The organism is Streptomyces sp. C1-1, assembly GCF_050214755.1.
Lineage (GTDB): Bacteria > Actinomycetota > Actinomycetes > Streptomycetales > Streptomycetaceae > Streptomyces.
On sequence record NZ_CP189826.1, the window covers coordinates 8,494,340 to 8,511,080 of the forward strand.

The following is a 16,741-nucleotide window of genomic DNA, read 5'->3' on the forward strand; positions in this document are numbered from 1 at the left end:
GCCGGATTCACCTCCGTGCACCCCCTGATCACCCGACAGGGCGACGATCCCGCGGCGGGCCGCTCCGCGCCGGCGATCCGTGCCAGGGTCGGAGCAGGAGCCCCACCCCACCGACGGAGGACGCGATGGCGCCAACGGCCGCGGAACTGCTGGAGAACACCACCGCACAGCTGGCCCCGGACCCCCACGCCAATCCCCTCGTCCCGCTGATCGCCCGGGGCGAGGCCCCGCGGGACGCGCTCGCCACCCTGGCCCTGGAACAGCAGTGGGTGATCCCCGCGGACCGGGCGGCGTTCCTGCATCTGGCGCAGCGCGCGACCGGGGAGCCGGAGGCGGCGGCGTACTTCGAGATGCTCGCCGAGGGGGAGTCGCTGGCCGAGGAGCGGCTGCGGCCGTTCGCCTCGGCCTGTGGCATCGACGAGGCCCGCTCCCGCGCCTACGCCCCCCTGCCCGGCTGCCAGGCCTACCCGGCCTACGTCGCCTGGCTCGCCCTCAACGCCTCCCCGGCGGACACGGTCCTGGCGATCACCGCCAACTTCTCGGCGTGGGGAGGCTACTGCGCGCAGATCGCCAGGGCCCTGCGAGTGCATTACGGATTCAGGGACGAGGCCTGCGCGTTCTTCGACTTCTTCGCGCAGCCGGCGCCCGAACTGGACCGGACGGCGAGGGCGGCGGTGCAGGCGGGCCTGGACACGGCGACCCTGAGCGAGGAACGCGCACACGCGTACGGCCGGCTGCTGCAGAGCTACGAGGCGATGTTCTGGAGCACCCTGTCGACCCTGCCCTCCCTGCCCTGAACCCCTACGGCGCACCCCCGCTGCTGTGGGCGATGCACGCCACGTCGATCCGGTCGGCGAGCTTCGCCAGCTCGATCGTCAGCGCGGCCACCGTGTCCTCGTCGAGACCCTGCTCACCGGCCTCCACGAGGTGCAGCCACCGACCGCCCACGGTCCGCAACAACTTGCTGACGTCGGCGGCGGCCACCTGCAGGGTCCCGCGGTCGTCGACGATCAGAGGCAGAGTCACTTCGCGGTTCACAACCGGGATGTTAGCCGCGCAACACTCACGCCCCGTGCCAAACCGTCGTGATGTTGCAGAACTCGCGGATTCCGTGCCCGGCCAGCTCACGCCCGTACCCGGACCGCTTGACCCCGCCGAACGGGAACGCCGGATGGGAGGCGGTCATCCCGTTGAAGAACACGCCGCCCGCCTCCAGATCCCGTACGAACCGGTCCACCTCCGCCTCGTCCCGGGTCCACACGTTCGAACTGAGCCCGAACGGGGAGTCGTTGGCGATGAGCACGGCCTCGTCCAGGTCCGCCGCCCGGTACAGCGTGGCGACCGGCCCGAAGGCCTCCTCGCGGTGGATCCGCATCTCGCGGGTGATCCCGGCGAGCACGGTCGGCGGGTAGTACCAGCCGGGTCCGTCCGGCCGCTGCCCGCCGCACAGCACCTCGGCGCCGCTGCGCCGCGCGTCGTCGACCAGCTCCTCCAGATCGGTCCGCCCCTGCTCGCTGGAGAGCGGCCCGACCTCGGTGTCCTCCTCCATCGGGTCGCCGACCCTGAGCGCCTTCATGCCCTCGACGAACCGCTCGGCGAACCGGTCGTACACGTCCGTGTGCACGATGAACCGCTTGGCGGCGATGCACGACTGGCCGTTGTTCTGCACCCGCGCGGTGACCGCGACCTGGGCCGCCCGGTCGATGTCGGCGGAGGGCATGACGACGTACGGGTCGCTGCCGCCCAGCTCCAGCACCGTCTTCTTGATCATCTCTCCGGAGGTGGACGCCACCGCCCGCCCGGCCGGCTCGCTGCCCGTCAGCGTGGCCGCCCTGACCCGCTCGTCGCGCAGGATGTCGTCGACCGCGCCGGAGCCGACGAGCAGCGTCTGGAAGCAGCCCTCGGGGTAGCCGGCCTGGTGGAAGAGGTCCTCCAGGAACAGGGCCGTCTGGGGGACGTTGGAGGCGTGCTTGAGCAGGCCCACGTTGCCCGCCATCAGCGCGGGCGCCGCGAACCGGACCACCTGCCACAGGGGGAAGTTCCACGGCATCACCGCGAGCACGGGGCCCAGCGGCCGGTACCGCACCCGTACGCGTGACGCGCCCGAGTCCTTGACGTCGGAGTCGGACGGCTCCTCGTCGGCGAGGAGTTCCTCGGCGTGCTCGGCGTACCAGCGCATCGCCTTGGCGCACTTGGCGGCCTCGGCGCGGGCCTGCTTGACCGGTTTGCCCATCTCGGTGGTCATCACCCGGCCGATGTCCTGCTGCATCCCGTCGAGCAGTTCGGCGGCCCGGTTCAGCAGGCGGGCGCGCTCGGCGAACGACGTCGTCCGGTACGTGCGGAACGTCGCCTCCGCGAGCTGGAGCCGGCGCTCGAGCTCCTCCTCGCCCATGGCCTGGTACGTCTTGAGCGTCTCGCCGTTCGCCGGGTTCACCGTCGCGATGGGCATGGCCGACCTCCCTGCGGCTTGGTGTTACGACCTTCCCGCGCGGCGCGGGCGACCGCAACGCGTGTGCGTCTGCTCAGGGCTCCGCGGAACCCGTCAGGGCCGAGTGCTCCGCCAGCCGGTCGAGAAACGCCGACTGCGCCTTGACAATCACCTCGCGGCCCCGGTCGAGGCCGAACCACGCCACGCGGTCCAGCTCGGGGAACTCCTGGGTCCGCCCCGACTTCGGCGGCCACTCCATGACGAACGTGCCGGGAGTGACGGCCGCCGGGTCCAGGTCGGCCTCGATCGCCCACGCCGTGACGGTCTTGCCGTTGGTCTGGCGCACCTCGCCCAGTGCCACGGCCTGCCCGTCGGGCGGCTCCAGCCCGAGTTCCTCGCGGAACTCCCGTCGGGCGGCCTCCCAGGCGGGCTCGTCGGGCTCGTACTCGCCCTTAGGGACGGTCCACGCCCCGGCGTCACGTTTCGCGAAGAACGGCCCACCCATATGGCCCAGCAACACCTCCAGGCTGTCTTCGGTGTGCCGGTACAACAGCAGTCCCGCGCTGCGCCTTGCGGTCACGCCCCCACCTCCGGGTGTGCGGCGAGCAGGGTCTCGACGGTGTCGGCGTCCTCGGGGCGCTTGTCCTCGCGGTAGCGCAGCACCCGGGCGAAGCGGAGGGTGACGCCGGCCGGGTAGCGGGTAGAGCGCTGCAGGCCGTCGTAGGCGATCTCGACGACGAGTTCGGGGCGTACGGTGACCACGTGGTCGGTGCTGTCGACGGCCAGTTCCCGCAGCCGCTCGGTCTGCCACTCCAGCATCGCGTCGGTCATGCCCTTGAAGGTCTTGCCGAGCATCGCGAAGCCGCCGTCCGCGGTGCGGGCGCCGAGGTGGAGGTTGGAGAGCTTGCCGGTGCGCCGGCCGTGGCCCCATTCGGCGGCCAGGACGACCAGGTCGAGGGTGTGCACCGGCTTGACCTTCAGCCAGGACGCGCCGCGCCGGCCCGCGCTGTAGGCGGCGTCGAGGGCCTTGACCACGACTCCTTCGTGGCCGCGGGCGAGTGTCGCGGCCATGAAGGCCTCGGCCATGTCCGTGTCCTCGGGGCCGGTCACCAGCGCGCGCCGCACCCGCATCGGCTCCGGGACCAGTGCGGCCAGTTCGGTGTGCCGTTCCGAGAACGGCAGGTCGAGCAGGTCGCGGTCGCCGACGGACAGGGCGTCGAAGAAGACGGGGGAGACGGGGATCGACTTGGCGGCCGTGTGCACGTCCACCCGCGACCCGACGCGGCCGGCCGTCTCCTGGAAGGAGCGGGGCCGCCCGTCGTCGCCGAAGGAGATGACCTCGCCGTCCAGCACGAACCGCCGGCCCCGCAGCCGCAGCGCGGCACCGGTGACCTCGGGGAGGCGGTCGGTGATGTCGTCGAGGGTGCGGGTGTAGACCCGTACGGCGTCGCCGTCGCGGTGGACCTGGACGCGGATGCCGTCCAGCTTCTCCTCGACCGCGCAGGCGCCGAGCTTGTCGACCGCCTCGGTCACCGAGGAGGCGGTGTGCGCCAGCATGGGCAGGACCGGGCGGCCGACGGTGAGGCGGAAGCGGTCCAGGGCCGCCGTGCCCTCGCCGAGCAGGGCCTGGGCGACGGTCTGCAGGGAGCCCGCCAGCATCACCGCCCGGCGGACGTCCGCCGGTGGCGCCCCGGTGGCCTGCGCCAGGCCCTCGACGGCGACGGCGTCCAGGGCGCCCTGCCGCACCTCGCCGGTGAGCAGCCCGAACAGGAAGCGTTGCTCCTCCTTGGTGGCGGCGCCCATCAACTCACCGACCAGGCGGCCCCGTTCGGCCTGCGAGCCGGGGCCCGAGACCTTGCCGAGGCCGGTGAGCAGGGCGTCCACCTCGCGCACGGTCAGGGTGGGCTCGGCGGCGGGGACGACGGGGCGGCTCAGCACCTTCCAGCCGACACCGAGCCGCCCCTGGGGCAGCCGTCCCGCCAGATAGGGGATCACGATCGGTACGTCGTCCGCCTCGGCGTCCCCGAAGAGTTCGGCGAGCAGGGCGATCTTCCGGGACCGCGCCGAGGTGGCGGCGACCTCCTGGGACACATGGGCCAGCCGGGCAAGCAGCATGCTGCCATGGTGCAACGCGCTCGCCCGGGTGACACCTGGACGAACGGGTCCGGCTACCGTCCGCGGCCGGTCGTGGCCGTGCGGCCGCGTCGCACATCGATACGGCGCCCGCCGTTACGGCGTCGCGTCCAGGTCGCTCATCAGCAGCTCTCCGTTGATGGTCGCGCCCGCCCGGTAGCCGCCCGCCGCCGCGTTGACGACCTGCTCCGCGAAGCCCATGGCGTTGCCGGCCGCCCAGACGCCGGGCACCGTCGTCCGCCCGGTCTCGTCCACCACGGGATACGCGCCGAACGGCGTCTCGCGCAGTTCGGCGCCGAGCCGCTCCAGCAGATCCGTCCGCGGTACCGCGCGGGGCGCGACGAAGACGACCTCACGTGCGTGTGTCGTGCCGTCCGTCAGCCGGACACCGGTCAGCCGGTCGTCCTCGACGACCAGCTCCGCGACCTCGCCCGGCACCACCTTCACGCCGGCCGCGGCCAGCCTGCGCAGGTCCTCGTCGGTCAGCTCCTCCTCGGCGACGGTGTGCGGGAAGAACGTCACGTCCTTCGACCACTGGGACACCATCAGCGCCTGGTGCACGCTCATCGGGGTGGTGGCCAGCACGCCGAAGGCCCGGTCGCGCACCTCCCAGCCGTGGCAGTACGGGCAGTGCAGCACATCGCGGCCGAACCGCTCGGCGACCCCGGGGACCGCCGGCTGCTCGTCCCTCAGGCCGGTGGCCACGACGAGGCGCCGGGCCCGGACGGTCCGACCGCTCGCGAGCGAGACGGTGAAGCCGGGGGCGACGTCCACCGCCCGGTCGCGGACCAGTTCGACGCCGTAGCGGGCGATCTCCTCCCGGCCGGCGGCCAGGAACTCGGCGGGCGGCATGCCGTCCCGGGTCAGATAGCCGTGCATATGGGCGGCGGGCGCGTTGCGGGGCTCGCCCGCGTCGACGACCAGTGTGCGGCGCCGGGCCCGGCCCAGCACCAGCGCGGCGGAGAGCCCCGCCGCACCGCCGCCGACGACGATCACTTCGTACTGCTCGGTCATGGGTGACCACCTCCACGACCGACGGTCGCCGCACCGGTGCGGGATTGACAAATGTGTTTGCCGAAACTGCAATGGCGTCATGACGGACGACACGGACGACGTCCTCGCGGAGGTCGGCCCCCGGCTGCGCCGCATCCGCAAGGAGCGGGGCGCCACCCTCGCCGGGCTGTCGGCGGCCACCGGCATCTCGGTGAGCACGCTGTCCCGGCTGGAGTCCGGGCTGCGCAAACCCAGCCTGGAGCTGCTGCTGCCGATCGCGCGGGCGCACCAGGTGCCGCTCGACGAGCTGGTGGGCGAGCCGCGGACGGAGGATCCGCGCGTCCAGGGCAAGCCGGTCGTGCGCCACGGCCGCACCTTCTGGCCGCTCACCCGGCAGCCCGGCGGACTGCAGGCCTTCAAGGTGCTGGTGCCCCGGAGCACGGAGGAACCCGAGCCGCGCACCCATGAGGGCTACGAGTGGATGTACGTGCTGTCCGGGCGGCTGCGGGTGGTGCTCGGCGAGCACGACGTGGTGCTGACGGCCGGGGAGGCGGCCGAGTTCGACACCCGGGTGCCGCACTGGTTCGGCTCGACCGGGGAGGGACCGGTGGAGTTCCTGAGCCTGTTCGGACCGCAGGGGGAGCGGATGCACGTGCGGGCCCGGCCGAAGCGGGCATGACACCCCCCGTCGCGCGCGGCCCGGCCGCTGCTCGGTCCGGCGGGTCAGGCCTTCGCGTGCGACTGGTTGTCGGGCGCCGTGCGGTCGGCCTCGGCCCGGGCCAGCACGGACAGCAGGGACGCCACGGTCAGCCCGGCCTCGGCCGGGTGGCGCAGGACCATGCTCGGTTCGATGCGGTACGTGTTGGTGCGCCCCTCCCGGACATGGGAGAGGTAGCCGTCCCGCTCCAGATCGGAAATGATCTTCTGAACGGCGCGTTCCGTGAGCCGGCAGTGGGCGGCGATGTCGCGGATCCTGGCGCTCTGGTTGTCGGCGATCGCGGCCAGCACCCGTGCGTGATTCGTCAGAAACGTCCATCCGGTGTGTGACTCGGGCACTCCATCCATACCTCCACTCTAGCGAGCAGACATTCACGTATTCAAAAACCCGAACTTGATTTCGTGTATTTGTTGACGTGCTTGGGGCAGTCGAGGGAATCTGAGGGTGAGATGCAGACACGTACACGAGGGAGAAGGGTCATGCCGGAATCCGCGGACTCGGCGCAGCCCCTCATCGCCCAGGAGTGCCCGGGTCGGGTGCCCGACGACGGTTCGCGAGCGGGTGTGCCGTGTCTGGCCACGATCGAGTCCGTCGCGGACGGCGACCGCACGCTCGTCACCGTGCACGGCGAGCTCGACCTCGGTGGCACCGGGCTCCGGACGGCGCTGGGCGACGTCCTCGACCGCTCGGTCGCCGGGCTCGACCTGGATCTGGCCGCGGTGGGCTTCTGTGACTGCGGCGGCCTGAACATCCTTCTCGACCTTCGGCGGCAGGCCCTCGCCCAGGGCAAGGCCGTCGGTGTGCGGTCCTGCAGCCCGCCGGTGGCCCGGCTGCTCGAACTGACCGGCACCCGTGAGCTGTTCGCGCCCTCCGGCGCCCGCGGGCCGCGCGACGAGCCCGTTGCCGAGGCGCCGGTCCGGCGCGCGAACGCCGACCAGGAGCTGCGCACGGAGGTCGCCCAGCTGCGCCGGGCCATGCAGACCCGGCCCGCCATCGACGTGGCCCGCGGCATCCTGATGGCGACCTTCGGCCTGAGCGCCGACGCCGCCTGGGTAGTACTCGTCACCGCCTCCCAGGACAGCAACACCAAGCTCCACCGGCTCGCCCAGGACCTGATGGGGGCCGCCGAGGGATCCCGGCTGTCCGGGGTGGTACGGCAGCAGATGGCGGCGGCCGTCGCAAAGGTGCGGGAGCGCCCGGACGGCACCCGGCTTTAGGTGCGGCCGCGGTGTGACGTTCCCGGCAGTCCTGTTCCCTCTACGGCAAGCGACCGCTTAGTATGCGATGGATCCCGGTCAAGACCCCGGTCCGACGACGCTGTCCCGTGGAGGCACCGCATGCAGGCATGGCAAGTGCACGAGCTCGGCGAGCCGAGTGAGGTGATGCGGCTCCAGGACGTCCAGGCGCCCACCCCCGGCGACGGCCAGGTGCTGCTGAAGGTGCGGGCCGCCAACATCAACTTCCCGGACGTGCTGATGGCCCGCGGCCACTACCAGGTCCGCCCGCCGCTGCCGTTCACGCCGGGCGTGGAGATCTGCGGCGAGACGGAGGACGGCCGCCGGGTGCTGGCCAACCCCGCCCTGCCGTACGGCGGCTTCGCCGAGTACGCCGTCGCGGACGCCGCCGCCGTACTCCCCGCGCCCGACTCGCTGGACGACGCCGAGGCCGCCGCGCTGCACATCGGCTACCAGACCGGCTGGTTCGGCCTCCACCGCCGCGCCCGTCTGGAGGCCGGCGAGACGCTGCTCGTCCACGCTGCCGCGGGAGGGGTCGGCAGCGCGGCCGTACAGCTCGGCAAGGCGGCCGGCGCCACGGTCATCGGTGTCGTCGGCGGCGCCGAAAAGGCCGCCGTGGCCCGCGAGTTGGGCTGTGACGTGGTCGTCGACCGCAAGAGCGAGGACGTCGTCGCCGCGGTCAAGGAGGCGACCGGCGGCCGGGGCGCCGACGTGATCTACGACCCGGTGGGCGGCGACGCCTACACCCAGTCCACCAAGGTCGTCGCCTTCGAGGGCCGGATCGTGGTCGTCGGCTTCGCCAGCGGCGGCATCCCCAGCCCGGGCCTCAACCACGCCCTGGTGAAGAACTACTCGATCCTGGGCCTGCACTGGGGCCTGTACAACACCAAGAACCCGAAGCTGGTCCTGCACTGCCACGAGCAGCTCACCGAACTGGCCGCCCGGGGCGCCATCAAGCCGCTGGTGAGCGAGCGCGTGCCGCTCGGCGAGGCGGCCGCCGCCGTGCAGCGCGTCGCCGACGGCGTCACCACCGGCCGGGTCGTCGTCGTCCCGTCCCTTGCGAACGGAGCCGCCGCATGACCGTCGACGCAGCCGAACTCCGGCGCCGCACCGCCGAGTTGCTGGAGGCACATCCGCCGGCCACGACCGACCGGACGGACTTCCTGCGCGCCCGCTTCGACGCGGGACTGGCGTGGGTGCACTACCCGCAGGGCCTCGGCGGCCTCGGCGCGCCCCGCTCCCTGCAGATCGTCGTGGACGCCGAGCTGGAGGCCGCAGGCGCCCCCGACAACGACCCCCGCCGGATCGGCATCGGCCTGGGCATGGCCGCGCCGACCATCCTGAAGTACGGCACCGAGGAACAGAAGCAGCGGTACCTGCGGCCCCTGTGGACCGGCGAGGAGGTCTGGTGCCAGCTCTTCAGCGAGCCCGGCGCCGGCTCCGACCTCGCGGCGCTCGGCACGCGCGCCGTGCGCGAGGGCGCGGACTGGGTCGTCAACGGGCAGAAGGTGTGGACCTCCAGCGCCCACCTCGCCCGCTGGGCCATCCTCATCGCCCGCACCGACCCGGACGTGCCCAAGCACGCGGGCATCACCTACTTCCTGTGCGACATGACCGACCCCGGCGTAGAGGTCCGCCCGCTGCGGCAGATCACCGGCGAGGCCGAGTTCAACGAGGTCTTCCTCACCGACGTCCGCATCCCCGACTCCCGCCGCCTCGGCGAGGTCGGCGACGGCTGGCGGGTCGCGCAGACCACGCTCAACAACGAGCGCGTCGCCATCGGCGGCATGCGGCTGCCCCGCGAGGGCGGCATGATCGGCCCGGTCGCGAAGACCTGGCGCGAGCGGCCCGAACTGCGCACCCACGACCTGCACCAGCGGCTGCTGAAACTGTGGGTCGAGTCCGAGGTCGCCCGCCTCACCGCCGAGCGCCTGCGCCAGCAGCTCGTCGCCGGCCAGCCCGGCCCGGAGGGCGCCGGCATGAAGCTCGCCTTCGCCCGCCTCAACCAGGAGATCAGCGGCCTGGAGGTCGAACTCCGCGGCGAAGAGGGCCTGTTGTACGACGACTGGACCATGCGGCGGCCCGAGCTGGTGGACTTCACCGGCCGCGACGCCGGCTACCGCTACCTCCGCTCCAAGGGCAACAGCATCGAGGGCGGGACCAGCGAGGTCCTGCTGAACATCGTCGCCGAGCGCGTCCTTGGCCTGCCCGCCGAGCCGCGCACCGACAAGGACGTCGCCTGGAAGGACCTCGCCCGATGAGCACACAGACGGATCTGCTCTACTCCGAGGAGGAAGAGGCGCTCCGGTCCGCCGTGCGGGATCTGCTCGCCGACCACTGCGACGCGCCCGGCGTCATCGCGCGCACCGAGTCCGACGCCCCGCACGACCCCGCCGCCTGGAAGGCGCTCGCCGACGGCATGGGTCTCGCGGGCCTGCTGGTGCCCGAGGCACAGGGCGGACAGGGCGCCACCCACCGCGAGGTCGCCGTCGTCCTGGAGGAGCTGGGGCGGGCCGTCGCCCCCGTGCCGTACCTCACCAGCGCCGTCGTCGCCACCGAGGCCCTGCTGGAGTGCGGGGACGAGGAGTTGCTCGGCCGGCTGGCCACGGGGCGGACGGTCGCGGCCCTCGCGGTCGGGCTGCACCGGGCTCCGGGGACCGCCTTTCCCGCCGTACGGCTGGAGAACGGCACCCTGCACGGGGAGCTGACCGGCATCGCGGACGCCGCGGCGGCCGACGTCCTGCTCGTGCCGGCCGAGGACGGCGGGCTGTACGCGGTGGAGGCGTCCGACGCCGGCGTCACCCCGCAGGCCTCCCTCGACCTCACCCGGCCGCTGGCCGACGTCGTCCTGGCCGGCGCCCCCGGCCGCCGCCTCGGCGACGCCGAGCCCGCCGTGCGGCGGGCCCTGCGCGCCGGCGCCGGACTGCTCGCCTCCGAGCAACTCGGCGTCGCCGAGTGGGCGTTGACCGAGACGGTGCGCTACCTCAAGGAGCGCAAGCAGTTCAACCGGCCCGTCGGCGGGTTCCAGGCGCTCAAGCACCGGCTCGCCCAGCTGTGGCTGGAGGTCGTCAACCTCCGCGCCGCCGCCCGCAACGCCGCCGACGCGCTCGCGAACGGTGAGGACGTCGACCTGGCCGTCGCCGTCGCCCAGGCCTACGCGGCGCCCGTCGCCGTGCACGCCGCCGAGGAGGCGCTGCAACTGCACGCCGGCATCGGTATGACCTGGGAGCACCCGATCCATCTGTACCTCAAGCGCGCCAAGGCCGACTCGATCGCGTACGGCACGGCCGGCGCCCACCGGTCCGCGGTGGCCGAACTGGTCGACCTGCAGACCCCCTGAGCATCACCCGGTGAAGCCCGCCCCACCTGGGGCGGGCTTCTTCGTGCGCTCGGCGCGAGGAGTGAACGGACGACGGCGGTCCGGCCAACTCCTGGCACGTACAGATACTTTGGGGCCTCGGCGGCCCCATACTCCCTGTGGTTCCGACCCGCCCCACAGGGAGGCAGAACATGGCCCTCGTCACCCGCCGCAGAGCCCTCACCGCCTTCGGCGCCACACTCGCAGCCGTCCTCGCCCCACCCGCGGGCAGCGCGTTCGCCGCCGAACGCGGGCACCGCAAGGCCCCGTTGTGGCGCGCCCACGCCCACAACGACTACGAGCACCCCCGCCCCCTCTTCGACGCCCTCGACCACCGCTTCGGCAGCGTCGAGGCCGACATCTTCCTCGTCGGCGACCAGCTCCTGATCGGCCACACCGAGAGCGACCTCGACCCGACCCGCACCCTGGAATCGCTCTACCTCGACCCGCTGGCGGCCCTGGTCAAGGCCAACCACGGCTCCGTGTACCGCGGTTACCGCAAGCCACTGCAACTGCTGATCGACATCAAGACCGAGGGCTCCTCGACCTACCTCGAACTCGACCGCCATCTCCGCCGCTACCGGCACCTGTTCACGACCTACGCCCACGGCCGGGTGTACCCCGGCCCGGTCACCAACGTCGTCTCCGGTGACCGGGCAGCCCGCACGCCCATGGAGGCGCAGAGCGTGCGCCGCGCCTTCTACGACGGCCGGCTCACCGACCTCGGCACCTCCGCGCCCGCCTCCTTCGCCCCGCTGATCAGCGACAACTGGCAGCTGAACTTCACGTGGCTGGGCGAGGGCGTCTTCCCCGACACCGAGCGGCAGAAGCTGCGCGCGATCCTCGCCCGGGCGCACGCGGCCGGACAGAAGGTCCGCTTCTGGAACACCCCGGACCTGGCCGGGCCCGCCCGGGACGCGCTGTGGACCGAACTGCTGGACGCCGGCGTCGACTACTTCAACACCGACGACCTCGCCGGTCTCGAAGCCTTCCTCGACGCCCACAGGACGGCGTAGAACCACACGTTCGGCGGACAGGTCAGCCGTGCCGACCGGCCCTCCGCTACGCCACACTTGCGGCCGAACGCCGCGAAACGGGCGTGGCGGAGGAGGTTGACGATGGCGATTTCCATCTCTGCGGTGCTGCTGCTCCTGATCCTGGCGGTGATCTTCCTGCGCAGCGGCGGGTTGAAGGTCTCCCATGCCCTGGTCTGCGCGCTGCTCGGGTTCCTCCTCGCCGGCACGAGCATGGCGCCCACCATCCACAGCGGCATCACGGCGACCGCCGACATCGTCGGCAGCCTGCGCCCCTGAGTCCGGCCGGTCGCGGTCAGGGCGTCGTGAACACCCCGATGCCGTTCGGCACCGGGCGTTCCGCGTCGCCGGAAGGGTGGTTGCGCACGGTCACGGTGCTCGCGCCCGGGGCGCGCGCGACCAGCGTGGTCGAGCCGCCGCCGTCCAGACTGAAGGCGTCCGCCGCGCCCAACTCCCGCATTTCGGACGCCACTTCGGCGATCGTCAGGCCCTTGCGGTAGTCGGGCGCGCCGTCCAGCGCGAACAGCAGCAGCCGCCTGCCGCCGTCCGCGATGCCGACGGCGGTGCGTACGGCCGCTGTCGTGCCGTCCAGTCCGGGCAGCGGCTGTCCGTGCCGGAGGACGGGGTAGCCGCCGAGGGCGAAGCGGTAGGGGATCTTGGAGTGGGCCGCGACCAGGCGGCGCGTGACCTTCACCGACTCGCCCTCGGCGAACTTCCGCAGCTGCCGTGCGCCCTCCTCCCGGCCGACGAGCACCGTCGTGCCCGCGGCGATGGCGCCCCCGCCCGGGGTGTCGGCCGCCGCCACGACCCGGCCGCGGCGGACGGTGACCTCGTAGGTGTCCTTGCTGCACGCGGCGCCCCGGTCGGTGTCCGTGCCGCAGGTCGCGCGGACCCGGGAGACCGCGCCCCAGTCCGAGGTGAACGCGCCGATCGAGTTCTCGGGCAGCGCGAACTGGTTCAGGCCGCCCAGCGGCAGGCGGCCGGCCGGGGTGCGGATCGTGCCCTTGAGTTGCAGGCCGTCCAGCCGGGCCCTGCGGTCGACGCCCACGCCGAACACGTCCTCGGTGCTGGTGCCGGGCGGCAGTGCCGGGCCGAAGCGCTGGCTGTCGGGCACCGCCGCCTTCAGCACGTGCTCGGCGGCGATCGCGGGCCCGTCGGTGGATCCCGTTGCCTCTACGCCCGGGTGCTGGGTCTCCGAGATGTTGAAGAAGTCGCCGTTGACGCCGGCGACGGCGCCCTGCGTGTCGGCCAGCCGGGAGACCGTGGCCCGGGCGGCGACCGCCCCCGGATACAGCAGACCGAGCCGTACGCGCGGACTGCGCAGGTCGACGGTGAGCAGGTGCGCGTGGGCCGGCCCCTTGCTCCCCTGGACGTCGAACTGCCGGTAGGTGACACCCCGCGCGATCGCGGTGGCCGTGGGTACGGCGCCGGCCGGTGCCGCCCCCACCAGGGCCGCACCGGCCAGCGCGCCGAGTACGGTGACGAACGAGAGTACGGATCTGCCGGATCTGCCTGCCGTGGAACGCTTCTGACGGCGCGTCACTCTGCCCCCTGAGGTCTCGTCAACTCTCCAAACTCTCAGGGGAAGTGCAGCAGACCGCGGTGGTCCGCGCAGCGACTACGTGTCGACTACGCGAAAACGGGTGAGAAAACGCACTCCCTCGGGTGCCTCCAGCGAGAAACCGCTGCCGCGTCCGGTCACGACGTCCACGATCAGCCGGGTGTGGCTCCAGGCCGCGTACTGGCTGCGCGACATCCAGAACGTCACCGGCTCCGGCACCCCCTCCACCTCCAGCTCCGCCAGCAGGACGTCGGAGTCACCGGTGCGGAACTCGCCCTCCGGGTAGCACATGGGCGCGCTGCCGTCGCAGCAGCCGCCGGACTGATGGAACATCAGCGGGCCGTGAGTGGCCCGCAGGGCGCGCAGCAGGTCGGCGGCGGCCGGGGTGAGTTCGACGCGCGGGATCTCCTCGTCCATGCCGTCCAGGGCACCACGGACAAGGTTGCGAGAGGGTTGCGGAACCACCCGGCGCGCGGCGCCCTACGTGCTCCAGGGGGCCGCCCAACACCCCAGGGAGACCAGCTGGTCCGGCGCCCAGCGCTGCTCCACGACGGCCAGCAGCTCCCAACCGAGCCGCTCGTACAGGGCCGTGGCCGCCGTGTTGGAGACGACGACGTCGAGCACGGGGTGCAGCCCGCGCGCCCGGGCCTCCGCGACGGCCCGGGCCATCAGGGCGGCGCCGAGTCCGTGCCCGTGCGCGGCGGGCGACACGAACAGGCGGCCCACGACGGCGGTGGAGTCCACGCCGACCCCGGCGCGGGCGCTCCACAGGCCGGGCGCCACGTCCCCGCCGTTGGGACGGGACAGCTCCACGTGCCCGACGACCCGGCCGTCGTGTTCGGCCACCCAGGCGGCCTCCATCGAGTGCGGGGTGAGCCAGTCGGCCGGACGGGGCGGCCAGTTGACCGGGTAGCCGCTGTGCCGGTGCACGGCGGCGAGAGCCGCCACGCAGGCCTCGAGATCGTGGTCGGTGCGTCGCCTGACGCGGGGCTTGTCGGTCGTCATGACCGGCCAGTATCCCGGGGACCCACGGACTCCGCCGAACCGCCCAGGAGTCGGGAGGGAACCTGGAGGGCGGTCGGACCCTCCTATCGGTTGACGTAGTGGCCGACACGATCGAGGAGTGTCTGTTGGACGGCATCGAGGCCTCCGCCGCCGGACCGCGCACGGTATCCCGCCGCCGGTTCATGGTGTACTCCCTGTCCACGGTCACCCTCACCGTGGCCGCCCCGCTCGGCTGCGACACCTCGACGGCCCAGGGGTCCGAACCCGCCGGCGCGCCGGCCGACACGGTGGTGACCGGCACCGACGACGAGATGCTGGTCCTGGAGGTCACCCGGGAGAACAAGGTGGTCGTACGACTGCCCCGGGTCGAGGTCGGCCAGGGCATCACGACCGCCGTCGCCATGATGATCGCCGAGGAACTGGACGCCCGCCTCGACGACGTCGACATCCCCCTCGCGGACGCCCGGACCAAGGGCAACCAGAACACCGGCGGCTCGGACTCCGTCCGCTCGCTGTACGACCCGGCCCGGCGGCTGGCGGCCACGGCACGCGCGCGCCTGGTGACCGCGGCCGCCCGGCGCTGGCGGGTCCCCGCCTGGAGCCTGCGGACCAAGGACACCGAGGTCATCGCCCCCGACGGCCGCAGAGCCACCTTCGGTTCGCTGAGCGCGAGCGCCGCCCGGGTGCGCCGCACCTCCGTGTCCGACCGGCCCAAGCCGGCCTCCCGGCACAAGCTGATCGGCAGGCCCACGAACCGCGTCGACGGCCGGGACATCGTCACCGGCAGGGCCACCTACGCCGGCGACCTGCACGTGGCCGGCGCGAAGCCGACGGTCGTGGCCAGGCCGCCGACGCTCGGGGGGAGGGTGGTCACGGTCGACGACCGCGCCGCCCGTGCCATGCCGGGTGTCCACGCGGTCGTACGGGTTCCCGGCGGGATCGCCGTCGTGGCCGAGACCTTCCACCACGCCTTCCAGGCCCGCGACGCCCTGAAGGTCAAGTGGGCGCCGGGTCCGCTGGGCTCCCTGTCCGACGCGGGCATCCGCTCCCGGCTCAAGGCCGCCGTCCCCAAGCTCGGTTCGCCGCCGCGCGGGTCGAAGCAGGTGGAGGGCGAGTTCGAGTTCGCCTTCGTCAGCCACGCTCCGATGGAGGTGCTGACCGCGATCGCGGACGTGCGCGCCCACCGGGCCGAGATGTGGTTCTCCGCCCAGGGCCCCATGGGGGCCCGCGACGACATCGCCTCCGCGGTCGGCCTGCCCGCCTCCAAGGTGACGGTCCACGTCACGCGCGGCGGAGGCTCCTTCGGACGACGGCTGACCCATGAGGCCGCCGTCGAGGCCGCCCTGATCTCCAAGGCGGCCGGCCGGCCGGTCAAGCTCATGTGGAGCCGCAACGACGACACCCGCCACGGCCGGATGCGCCCCGCCACCCACCACCGCGTCCGCGCCAGCCACAAGGACGGCCGCGTCATCGCCTTCGCCCACGCCATGGCCTCGGTGAACGAGTCGTACGGCAAGAAGGGCGGCGCCGAGCAGGCGCTGTTCGTCCGGCCGGCGGCCCGCCCCGCACCCAGCGACTCCGGGCTGTACAACTTCGGCCGTCTGTCGGGGGACTCGGGCGGTGTCGAACTCGCGATGCCGGTCGGCGCCTGGCGCTCGGTGGACTCCGGGACGATGCGCACCGCGGAGGAGATCCTCGTCGACGAGATCGCCGACAGCCTGGGCGTCGACCCCGTCGCCTTCCGTCGTACGACCCTGCGGAGCAAGGCCGTGCGGGCCGTACTCGACAAGGTCGCCGAGGCGGGGAGCTGGAACGCGCCCCTGCCCGCCGGACACGGACAGGGCGTCGCCGTCCACGAGGAGTACGGCTCCTGCGTGGCCTGCCTCGCCGAGATCGACGCCACCGACCCGAAGAGGCCACGGGTCGTCAAGGTCGTGATGGCCGCCGACGTCGGCACGGCCGTCAACCCGCGCGGCCTTCAGGCCCAGCTCATGGGCACGGCCGTCGACGGGATCTCCACGGTGCTGAGCGCCGGGCTGCACATCGACCGGGGCGCCGTGCGCGAGGGCAGCTTCGCCGACTTCCACTGGGCCCGCCAGCGGCACGCCCCGCTGCACTTCGAGGCGCACATCATGCCGTCCACGGCCGAGCCCGGCGGCGCGGGCGAACTCGGCGTACCCGCCGCCTCCGGAGCCGTCGCCAACGCCTACGCCCGGGCGACCGGCAGCAGACCCCGCCGCTTCCCGCTCAACTTCTGACCCTCTGCGAACCTCTGA

At 72.9% G+C, this 16,741-nt stretch carries 18 protein-coding genes; 9 read left to right on the forward strand and 9 right to left on the reverse strand.

From position 1 onward, the window contains the following. Positions 1–125 precede the first annotated feature (125 nt). On the forward strand, positions 126–797 hold the full coding sequence (locus ACQF4J_RS38695; protein WP_351564879.1) for a transcriptional regulator: 672 nt from the start codon (positions 126–128) through the stop codon (positions 795–797). Between the two features lie 4 nt (positions 798–801). Here ACQF4J_RS38695 and ACQF4J_RS38700 read toward each other — a convergent pair whose 3' ends face one another. From ACQF4J_RS38700 to ACQF4J_RS38720, 5 genes are all read right to left on the reverse strand, one after another. Beyond that, complete coding sequence (locus ACQF4J_RS38700; RefSeq protein ID WP_058926770.1) at positions 802–1,038, reverse strand: DUF6213 family protein; 237 nt, start codon at positions 1,036–1,038, stop codon at positions 802–804. A gap of 25 nt (positions 1,039–1,063) precedes the next feature. Continuing rightward, positions 1,064–2,449: an NADP-dependent succinic semialdehyde dehydrogenase gene (locus ACQF4J_RS38705; protein WP_351564884.1), complete on the reverse strand. Its 1,386-nt coding sequence runs from the start codon at positions 2,447–2,449 to the stop codon at positions 1,064–1,066. Positions 2,450–2,522: 73 nt separating this feature from the next. Next, positions 2,523–3,008 carry an NUDIX domain-containing protein gene (locus ACQF4J_RS38710; protein ID WP_351564891.1) on the reverse strand — a complete coding sequence of 162 codons (486 nt, stop codon included), beginning with the start codon at positions 3,006–3,008 and terminating at the stop codon, positions 2,523–2,525. Continuing rightward, positions 3,005–4,543, reverse strand: a complete 1,539-nt coding sequence (locus ACQF4J_RS38715) for an ATP-dependent DNA ligase (RefSeq protein WP_351564896.1) — start codon at positions 4,541–4,543, stop codon at positions 3,005–3,007. The genes ACQF4J_RS38710 and ACQF4J_RS38715 overlap by 4 nt, the downstream gene beginning before the upstream one ends. Positions 4,544–4,657: 114 nt before the next feature. Then, positions 4,658–5,575, reverse strand: a complete 918-nt coding sequence (locus ACQF4J_RS38720) for an NAD(P)/FAD-dependent oxidoreductase (protein WP_351564899.1) — start codon at positions 5,573–5,575, stop codon at positions 4,658–4,660. Between the two features lie 79 nt (positions 5,576–5,654). On the opposite strand from ACQF4J_RS38720, the gene ACQF4J_RS38725 reads away from it, so the two are divergent. After that, positions 5,655–6,233, forward strand: coding sequence for a helix-turn-helix domain-containing protein (locus ACQF4J_RS38725; protein ID WP_351564901.1), 579 nt, complete (start codon positions 5,655–5,657; stop codon positions 6,231–6,233). Positions 6,234–6,277: 44 nt separating this feature from the next. Here ACQF4J_RS38725 and ACQF4J_RS38730 read toward each other — a convergent pair whose 3' ends face one another. Beyond that, positions 6,278–6,619 (reverse strand): helix-turn-helix transcriptional regulator, encoded by a 342-nt coding sequence (locus ACQF4J_RS38730; RefSeq protein WP_351564904.1) that lies wholly within the window; start codon positions 6,617–6,619, stop codon positions 6,278–6,280. A 132-nt stretch (positions 6,620–6,751) separates the two neighbouring features. On the opposite strand from ACQF4J_RS38730, the gene ACQF4J_RS38735 reads away from it, so the two are divergent. The 6 genes from ACQF4J_RS38735 to ACQF4J_RS38760 all read left to right on the forward strand — a co-directional run bounded on the left by ACQF4J_RS38735 (position 6,752) and on the right by ACQF4J_RS38760 (position 12,178). Beyond that, positions 6,752–7,489 (forward strand): ANTAR domain-containing protein, encoded by a 738-nt coding sequence (locus ACQF4J_RS38735; RefSeq protein WP_427167834.1) that lies wholly within the window; start codon positions 6,752–6,754, stop codon positions 7,487–7,489. Between the two features lie 120 nt (positions 7,490–7,609). Next, positions 7,610–8,587, forward strand: a complete 978-nt coding sequence (locus tag ACQF4J_RS38740; RefSeq protein WP_351564909.1) for an NADPH:quinone oxidoreductase family protein — start codon at positions 7,610–7,612, stop codon at positions 8,585–8,587. Then, a complete protein-coding gene (locus ACQF4J_RS38745; protein WP_351564912.1) occupies positions 8,584–9,768 on the forward strand; it encodes an acyl-CoA dehydrogenase family protein in 1,185 nt (394 codons plus the stop codon). The genes ACQF4J_RS38740 and ACQF4J_RS38745 overlap by 4 nt, the downstream gene beginning before the upstream one ends. After that, positions 9,765–10,847, forward strand: a complete 1,083-nt coding sequence (locus ACQF4J_RS38750; RefSeq protein WP_427167836.1) for an acyl-CoA dehydrogenase family protein — start codon at positions 9,765–9,767, stop codon at positions 10,845–10,847. The genes ACQF4J_RS38745 and ACQF4J_RS38750 overlap by 4 nt, the downstream gene beginning before the upstream one ends. 170 nt (positions 10,848–11,017) lie before the next feature. Continuing rightward, positions 11,018–11,881 (forward strand): phosphatidylinositol-specific phospholipase C/glycerophosphodiester phosphodiesterase family protein, encoded by an 864-nt coding sequence (locus ACQF4J_RS38755; RefSeq protein ID WP_351564918.1) that lies wholly within the window; start codon positions 11,018–11,020, stop codon positions 11,879–11,881. Between the two features lie 102 nt (positions 11,882–11,983). Continuing rightward, positions 11,984–12,178: a hypothetical protein gene (locus tag ACQF4J_RS38760; RefSeq protein WP_351564920.1), complete on the forward strand. Its 195-nt coding sequence runs from the start codon at positions 11,984–11,986 to the stop codon at positions 12,176–12,178. Positions 12,179–12,194: 16 nt separating this feature from the next. Here ACQF4J_RS38760 and ACQF4J_RS38765 read toward each other — a convergent pair whose 3' ends face one another. The 3 genes from ACQF4J_RS38765 to ACQF4J_RS38775 form a co-directional block, all read right to left on the reverse strand. Further along, positions 12,195–13,442 (reverse strand): phosphodiester glycosidase family protein, encoded by a 1,248-nt coding sequence (locus ACQF4J_RS38765; RefSeq protein ID WP_427167837.1) that lies wholly within the window; start codon positions 13,440–13,442, stop codon positions 12,195–12,197. Positions 13,443–13,517: 75 nt separating this feature from the next. Continuing rightward, on the reverse strand, positions 13,518–13,877 hold the full coding sequence (locus ACQF4J_RS38770) for a DUF779 domain-containing protein (protein ID WP_427167838.1): 360 nt from the start codon (positions 13,875–13,877) through the stop codon (positions 13,518–13,520). A gap of 63 nt (positions 13,878–13,940) precedes the next feature. Beyond that, positions 13,941–14,465, reverse strand: coding sequence for a GNAT family N-acetyltransferase (locus ACQF4J_RS38775; RefSeq protein ID WP_351564928.1), 525 nt, complete (start codon positions 14,463–14,465; stop codon positions 13,941–13,943). 182 nt (positions 14,466–14,647) lie between these two features. On the opposite strand from ACQF4J_RS38775, the gene ACQF4J_RS38780 reads away from it, so the two are divergent. Beyond that, on the forward strand, positions 14,648–16,723 hold the full coding sequence (locus ACQF4J_RS38780) for a molybdopterin cofactor-binding domain-containing protein (RefSeq protein ID WP_427168670.1): 2,076 nt from the start codon (positions 14,648–14,650) through the stop codon (positions 16,721–16,723). Positions 16,724–16,741 lie beyond the last annotated feature (18 nt).

Excerpts from the sequence above, each read along its gene's own strand:
- ACQF4J_RS38750 (WP_427167836.1), top strand. The coding sequence starts at position 9,765 with ATGAGCACACAGACGGATCTGCTCTACTCCGAGGAGGAAGAGGCGCTC.
- ACQF4J_RS38755 (WP_351564918.1), top strand. The coding sequence starts at position 11,018 with ATGGCCCTCGTCACCCGCCGCAGAGCCCTCACCGCCTTCGGCGCCACA.
- ACQF4J_RS38745 (WP_351564912.1), top strand. The coding sequence starts at position 8,584 with ATGACCGTCGACGCAGCCGAACTCCGGCGCCGCACCGCCGAGTTGCTG.
- ACQF4J_RS38760 (WP_351564920.1), top strand. The coding sequence starts at position 11,984 with ATGGCGATTTCCATCTCTGCGGTGCTGCTGCTCCTGATCCTGGCGGTG.
- ACQF4J_RS38705 (WP_351564884.1), bottom strand. The coding sequence starts at position 2,449 with ATGCCCATCGCGACGGTGAACCCGGCGAACGGCGAGACGCTCAAGACG.
- ACQF4J_RS38725 (WP_351564901.1), top strand. The coding sequence starts at position 5,655 with ATGACGGACGACACGGACGACGTCCTCGCGGAGGTCGGCCCCCGGCTG.
- ACQF4J_RS38775 (WP_351564928.1), bottom strand. The coding sequence starts at position 14,465 with ATGACGACCGACAAGCCCCGCGTCAGGCGACGCACCGACCACGATCTC.
- ACQF4J_RS38695 (WP_351564879.1), top strand. The coding sequence starts at position 126 with ATGGCGCCAACGGCCGCGGAACTGCTGGAGAACACCACCGCACAGCTG.
- ACQF4J_RS38730 (WP_351564904.1), bottom strand. The coding sequence starts at position 6,619 with ATGGATGGAGTGCCCGAGTCACACACCGGATGGACGTTTCTGACGAAT.
- ACQF4J_RS38780 (WP_427168670.1), top strand. The coding sequence starts at position 14,648 with ATGGTGTACTCCCTGTCCACGGTCACCCTCACCGTGGCCGCCCCGCTC.
- ACQF4J_RS38720 (WP_351564899.1), bottom strand. The coding sequence starts at position 5,575 with ATGACCGAGCAGTACGAAGTGATCGTCGTCGGCGGCGGTGCGGCGGGG.
- ACQF4J_RS38770 (WP_427167838.1), bottom strand. The coding sequence starts at position 13,877 with ATGGACGAGGAGATCCCGCGCGTCGAACTCACCCCGGCCGCCGCCGAC.
- ACQF4J_RS38735 (WP_427167834.1), top strand. The coding sequence starts at position 6,752 with ATGCCGGAATCCGCGGACTCGGCGCAGCCCCTCATCGCCCAGGAGTGC.
- ACQF4J_RS38740 (WP_351564909.1), top strand. The coding sequence starts at position 7,610 with ATGCAGGCATGGCAAGTGCACGAGCTCGGCGAGCCGAGTGAGGTGATG.
- ACQF4J_RS38715 (WP_351564896.1), bottom strand. The coding sequence starts at position 4,543 with ATGCTGCTTGCCCGGCTGGCCCATGTGTCCCAGGAGGTCGCCGCCACC.